General features: G+C 70.6%; 5 protein-coding genes. 4 read left to right on the top strand and 1 reads right to left on the bottom strand.

Translation table 11 applies throughout. The annotated features are described in order from the left end of the window. The first annotated feature begins 368 nt into the window (after positions 1-368). From ACFV1W_RS09685 to ACFV1W_RS09670, 4 genes are all read left to right on the top strand, one after another. Positions 369-1415 (top strand): Ig-like domain-containing protein, encoded by a 1047-nt coding sequence (locus tag ACFV1W_RS09685; protein ID WP_380414734.1) that lies wholly within the window; start codon positions 369-371, stop codon positions 1413-1415. A 150-nt stretch (positions 1416-1565) separates the two neighbouring features. Next, positions 1566-2807, top strand: a complete 1242-nt coding sequence (locus ACFV1W_RS09680) for an Ig-like domain-containing protein (RefSeq protein WP_380414732.1) — start codon at positions 1566-1568, stop codon at positions 2805-2807. A gap of 171 nt (positions 2808-2978) precedes the next feature. Further along, positions 2979-4193, top strand: coding sequence for an Ig-like domain-containing protein (locus ACFV1W_RS09675; protein ID WP_380414731.1), 1215 nt, complete (start codon positions 2979-2981; stop codon positions 4191-4193). A 138-nt stretch (positions 4194-4331) separates the two neighbouring features. Then, positions 4332-4889 (top strand): ATP-binding protein, encoded by a 558-nt coding sequence (locus ACFV1W_RS09670; protein ID WP_380414730.1) that lies wholly within the window; start codon positions 4332-4334, stop codon positions 4887-4889. Positions 4890-5156: 267 nt separating this feature from the next. Here ACFV1W_RS09670 and ACFV1W_RS09665 read toward each other — a convergent pair whose 3' ends face one another. Continuing rightward, positions 5157-6011: a hypothetical protein gene (locus tag ACFV1W_RS09665; RefSeq protein WP_380414729.1), complete on the bottom strand. Its 855-nt coding sequence runs from the start codon at positions 6009-6011 to the stop codon at positions 5157-5159. Positions 6012-6139 lie beyond the last annotated feature (128 nt).

The raw sequence follows: 6139 nt of genomic DNA, 5'->3' as shown, positions 1-6139 counted from the left end.
CGCGCCCGGGGGGCCCGCCCCGGAGGCAGGCGTCGGGCGTGGGGGGGGCGGGGGGCCCCGCGCGGGGCGGCCCCGGGGCCGCGCGGGGGCGTTGCCCGCGCGCACGGGGGAGGGGCGGGTGGCGTGTCTTCGGTCGGTCCGGTGTCGTTGTTACCGGCGTCGGATGCTCCTGAGGTCGGAGCCGAGCGGTGGGAGGCCCCGGGATGCGGCGCCGAGTCGGGGTGTGGGCGCGGCGGGTGGTGGCGGCCTGGTGCCTGGTGGCGGTTGCCGGGTGCGGGGGCGGGGCGCCGGGTGGGAGCGGTGGGGACGGGGTCGGGGCGGGGCCGCGTACGGCGCCTGCGTCGGTGTCGCGGGCGGTGTTGAGTGCGGTGCCCGCTGACGGTGCGCAGGACGTGGCGGCCGAGGGGGCGGTGCGGGTGAACGTCGGCCAGGGGCGGCTGGTGTCGGTTCGGCTGGCGGATGCGAAGGGGGTCGAGTCGCCCGGGACGATCAGTCCGGACGGGGCGGCCTGGGCGCCGGACGGGCCGTTGCCGCTGGGGACCGCGTTCACGTTGGACGCCGTGGCGGAGGACGACCAGGGGCAGCGGGCGGCTCAGCACTCGGCGTTCTCGACGGTGGCCCGGGCGCACACCTTCGTCGCGTTCTTCACGCCGGAGGACGGGTCCACGGTCGGTGTCGGGATGCCGGTGTCGTTGCGGTTGAGCCGTCCGATCACCGACCGGGCGGCGGTGGAGCGGGCCGTGCAGGTGACGGCTGATCCGCCGGTGCCGGTGGCGGCGCACTGGTTCGGCAACCAGCGGTTGGACTTCCGGCCGCGGCAGTACTGGGCGGCCGGGACCAGGGTGACGGTGGCGCTGCGGCTCAAGGACGTGCAGGGGGCGCCGGGGCAGTTCGGTACGCAGAGCCGGGACCTGCACTTCACCGTCGGCCGGGCGCAGGTCTCGACCGTCGATCTGGACGCCCACACGCTGACGGTCCGGGCCGGGCAGGGCGGGAAGGTGCTCCGGGTGCTCAAGGTGTCCGGGGGCAGCCCCGACCACTCCACCTACCGGGGGGTGATGGTGGTGTCGGAGAAGTACAAGCTGACCCGGATGAACTCGCAGACCGTCGGCATGGGCGACGAGTACGACATCAAGGACGTCCCGCACGCGATGCGGCTGACCGCCTCCGGCACCTTCGTGCACGGCAACTACTGGGCGGACCCCGGGGTCTTCGGCACCGCCAACACCAGCCACGGCTGCATCGGCCTGGCGGACGTCAAGGGCGGGACGGGCAAGGACACCCCGGCGGCCTGGCTGTTCGAGCACACCATCCCGGGGGACGTGCTGGAGGTGCGGGCCTCGGCCGGGGACTTCGTGCCGCCGTCGAACGGGCTGGGGGACTGGAACCTGCCCTGGGAGCAGTGGGTGTCGTAGGCCCTTCACCCCACCTCCTCCGAGGGTTCACCCGGACGACCCGGTTATCCTGCTCCGGCGCGTCGGGTCCGGCGTGAAAGTTCGGCACCCCGTGCAACTCATGGGGGCGCTCAACGCGTCAAGTGAGTGAGTACCGGGAGGGGAGATTCCGTGAAGACGGGGAAGACGGTCGGCGCAGCGATACGTACCACCAGCCGTTACCGGCGCAGGGGTGCGATGGCGCTGGTCATGGGTGGGGTGCTGCTGCTCACCGCCGCGTGCAACGACGACAAGGGCGGTTCGTCCGGCGACAGCGCGGCCTCGGCGCCGGCCGACGCCGGCGGCAGTGCCGCCCCGGCGGCGCCGAAGGCCTCGGCGGCCGTGCTCGCGGTCGAGCCGAAGGACGGCGCCCAGGACGTCGCGCCGAACGCGCTGCAGGTGTCCGTCTCCAAGGGCAAGCTGACCACGGTCGAGGTGACCGACAAGAACGGCAAGCCGGTCGAGGGTGCGATCACCCCGGACGGCAGCGGCTGGAAGCCCGCGGCGGCGCTGGCCGTCGGCATGGCGTACAAGGTGAACGCGCAGGCGAAGGACGACGCGGGCCTGGTGGCCGCGTCGACCACCTCGTTCACCACGCTGACGCCCGACAAGAAGGTCTCCACCAACGACAACATCGCCGACGGTGCCACGTACGGCGTCGGCATGATCGTCTCGGTGACCTTCAACAAGGACGTCAAGAACAAGGACGCCGTCCTCAAGGGCATCTCCTTCGAGACCGACAACGGCACCGTGGTCAAGGGCCACTGGTTCGACAGCCGCCGGGTGGACTTCCGTCCGGAGGAGTACTGGAAGCCGGGCACCAAGGTGACCATCAAGTACCGGCTGAAGAGCGTCGAGATCGCCCCGGGGGTCTACGGCGACGTGGACAAGGACGAGCCGTTCACCATCGGCCGGTCGATGATCTCCACCGCGGACGCCAAGACGCACCAGATGACCGTCGAGCGGGACGGCAAGAGCACCACCCTGCCGGTCACCCTGGGCGCGGACGCGACGCCTTCCTGGGGCGGAACGATGGTGATCATGGACAAGGAGAAGGTCACCCGGATGAACTCGCAGACCGTCGGTCTCGGCGGCGAGTACGACATCCAGGACGTGCCGCACGCGATGCGGCTGACCACCTCCGGCACCTTCCTGCACGGCAACTACTGGTCCAACCCCTTCGGCAAGTCCAACGGCAGCCACGGCTGCATCTCGATGCAGGACGTGAAGGGCGGCAGTGACAGCTCGGTCGCCGGCAAGTTCTACAACGACTCGATGGTCGGCGACGTGGTGAAGATCGTGAACACCAAGGAGAAGACCGTCTCGCCCTCCAACGGGCTGGGCGGCTGGAACGTGTCCTGGGCCAACTGGTAGGCCCGGAAGTTCGTCGCCGGGCGGCCCGGACCTCACCCGTTGGGGTCGGGCCGTTCGGTTTTCGGGGCGGAAAGCCCCTCCAATGGCGCAACCTTTCCGGTGGCCGGGCGCGTGTGTCCGGTCGAGTCCGTCGAGTCCGTCGGGTCCGTGGGGAACAAGGGAGGGATCGACGTGAGGTCGATACGCAGAGTGATGGCCGTCGGGCTGGTCGGCGGGGCGATGGCGTTGACCGCGGCCTGCAGTGGCGGCGGCGGTGGCACCGGGAGTGCCGCCAAGGCCGATCTGGGGGCCGGGGCGGCCGCGTCCGCGACGGCGCCCGCGAGTTCGGCGCCGAAGGCCTCGACGGCCGCGGTGACCATCGAGCCGAAGAACGGCGCGGTGGACGTGGCGCCGGGCGCGCTCAAGATCGGGGCGACGGGCGGCAAGCTCACCACCGTCAAGGTGAGCGACAGGTCGGGCAAGGAGGTCCCCGGCACGATCGCCGCGGACGGCTCCAGCTGGACCCCGTCCGCCGGGCTCGCGGTGGGCACCGCCTACCAGGTCAGCGCGATGGCCGCGGACGCCAACGGCGCGGTCGCCACGGCGGACAGCAGCTTCACCACGCTGACCCCGGCGGCGCTCGCCAAGGCGTCGGACAACGTGGACGACAACGCCACGTACGGCGTCGGCATGATCGTCTCGGTGGAGTTCAGCAAGGACGTCGCCAACAAGGACGCGGTCGCGAAGGGCATCACCTTCGAGACCGACAACGGCACCGCGGTCAAGGGCCACTGGTTCGACGACCGGCGGCTGGACTTCCGTCCGGAGCAGTACTGGAAGCCGGGCACCAAGGTGACGGTGCACTACCGCCTCAAGAGCGTGGAGATCGCCCCCGGGGTGTACGGCACCGACCGGGACGAGCCCTTCACGATCGGGCGATCCCAGGTTTCGACGGTTGACGCCGCCGCGCACCGGATGACGGTGGTCCGGGACGGGCAGTCGAGCGACATCGACATCACCTCGGGCTCGGACGAACACCCCACCTGGAACGGCACGATGGTGGTCATGTCGAAGGAGGGCACGGTGCGGATGCAGTCCAGCACGCTGCCCGGCATGACCGGTTCGCCGTACGACCTCCAGGTCCCGCACTCGATGCGGCTGACCACCAGCGGGACGTACGTGCACGGGAATTACTGGAGCGACGGTCACTTCGGCGAGGACAACGTCAGCCATGGCTGCGTGGGCCTGCGCGACGTCAAGGGCGGCGGTGACTCCACCTCGATGGGCAAGTTCTACGCCGGTTCGATGGTCGGGGACGTGGTCATCGTGAAGAACTCGGTCAAGAAGGAGACGCTCGACCCGGCGAACGGGCTGAGCGGCTGGAACCTGCCGTGGAGCAAGTGGTAACCGCCAGGTAGAAGCGGTTCGACGTCAACCCGGGCTTGACTTCGGTCGGTCCGGGTCGACGCTTTCTTGCTCCCGGCATATGCCGACTCGGGCGAGATCGTTTGCTCATTGTCCGTACGCGGCTGCTTGCGTTCCGCAATGATGGACCGCATGGCGGGTTGGGGCGAAACAGATCAGTCATCGGTTCCCGCGGCCGGCGTGGTCGCGGAGGCGTCGTGGATCGACGTCCAGGGTGCGCTCTCGGCGCTGGAGCGGCTCAGCTCGGAGGAGCTGCAGGAGATGTACTCCGGCAGACTGTGCGACCCGTCCGCGCCCAACGAGGTCCGGCTGCCGTCCCGTCCGGAGTCGGGCCCGGTGGCCCGTCGGCTGGTGTTGAACGTCCTGGAGTCCTGGGACCTCCACCAGCACCTGGAGGCCGGGGAGTTGCTGACCAGTGAGCTGGTGGCCAACGCGGTGCGGCACGCCGCCGGGCGCACCATCGGGCTCCACGTCAGCCGCAAGCCCGGCTGGCTGCGGGTCGAGGTGCGGGACTCGTCGCGCGCGCTGCCCTGCATGATCCTCGCCGAGGCCAGGCCGGTGAACGAGCGCGGCAGGGGCCTGAAGATCGTCGACGACCTCGCCGACCGCTGGGGCGCCGACCTGCTGCCGCGCGGCAAGGGCGTCTGGTTCGAGCTGAAGATCCGCGAGCGGCACTGAGCGGGACCCTTCCGGGTCCGGATACGCGCAGGGCCCCCGGGTGCGCCGTGGTCGGCGGTGGGGGCCCCTGCAAGTCATCGCGCCGGCCAAGGGGGTGCGTGCCGCGCGATGGGCGTCGGCAGTGCCAGGTCGGGCCCGCCGAAGTTCGACGGGTCGACTATCGCACGGATCTCAGCATGTGGGCAAACCGGGCGTCTTGGATTGAAAGGTTTGTAACCTACTTCACCTTTGGATTTTGCATAGGTTAACGCCATGACCTGTGAATATTCACGATCCCGGTGAACTGATCATTGCTTGACGGGTCCGGGCGGCATGTGCGCGAACCGCGGCGGGGGAGAGGCGCGGTCGGGGCGGTGGGGCCTTCGGAGTGCCACGGCAGGCGCGGCAGAGGCCGCCCAGCAGGGCGTGTGCCCGACAGGGACCGCGGCAGTCCGTGCACTCGATGACGCGGGTGGCAGGGAGTGCCGGGTGGGGGCGCTCCGGCGGCATCTTGTCGAGCAGGCGGCGGCGGGTGAAGGCCGCCGGGCTGTGGACGCCGTCCGGCGGGAGTCCCGCGGTGAGAGCGGCGGTGAAGAGGGCGAGGGTGGTGCCCCGGGCCAGCCACTCGGCGGCGAGCGGTTCTAGGGCCGCGCAGTCGGCGGCGGAGAGGGCGAGCCGGGCGTCGGCGAGACCGAGACCGGCGAGCGCCGCGTACGCGGCCGAGGTGGGGGAGGTGCGGTTGAGCGTTCGCTCCTTGGGGGGATCGGGTGCTCCGGACGTTGACGACTCGCCTGTCTCGGACGCCTCGCCCGTGGTGAGGAACTGCGTCCACCACGCGTCGGAGCGGGGCGTGCGGGAGAAGTAGGTGCGGAACACCCAGCGGCAGTCCTTGGAGCTGATGCGCTCACGGACGCGACGCAGGTGACCTGCGGTCGAGAGGTTGTTGAGCACCGTGCGGCAGGCCATCTGCCCGTAGTGGGGCTGGAGGACGGCGAGGGTCTTGACGTCCATGGCGGCGCCGTCGGGGAGGTGGTCGATGAGCGAGGCGATGTAGGCCTCGCGCGCCGGGAGGTGGGAGAAGTCGGCGGCGGAGCGGGGGAGTTGCTCCGGGGCGGACTGCTTGCCGTACCCGGGGGTGGCCATGGCGGTAGAGTCGTGGGTAGCCACAGGATCGAGTCTCTTTCGATCGTGCCGGTCAGACCCCCGTTCGGTGTTGGCGCACCGGCGGGGGTTGTTTCGTTGCTGCGCACGCTACACGGCGGAACCGGCTG

This window comes from Kitasatospora sp. NPDC059648 (assembly GCF_042734825.1).
Classification (GTDB): domain Bacteria; phylum Actinomycetota; class Actinomycetes; order Streptomycetales; family Streptomycetaceae; genus Kitasatospora.
Note: the sequence above shows the minus strand (reverse complement) of the source record. Positions and strands in the feature narration are given on the sequence as shown.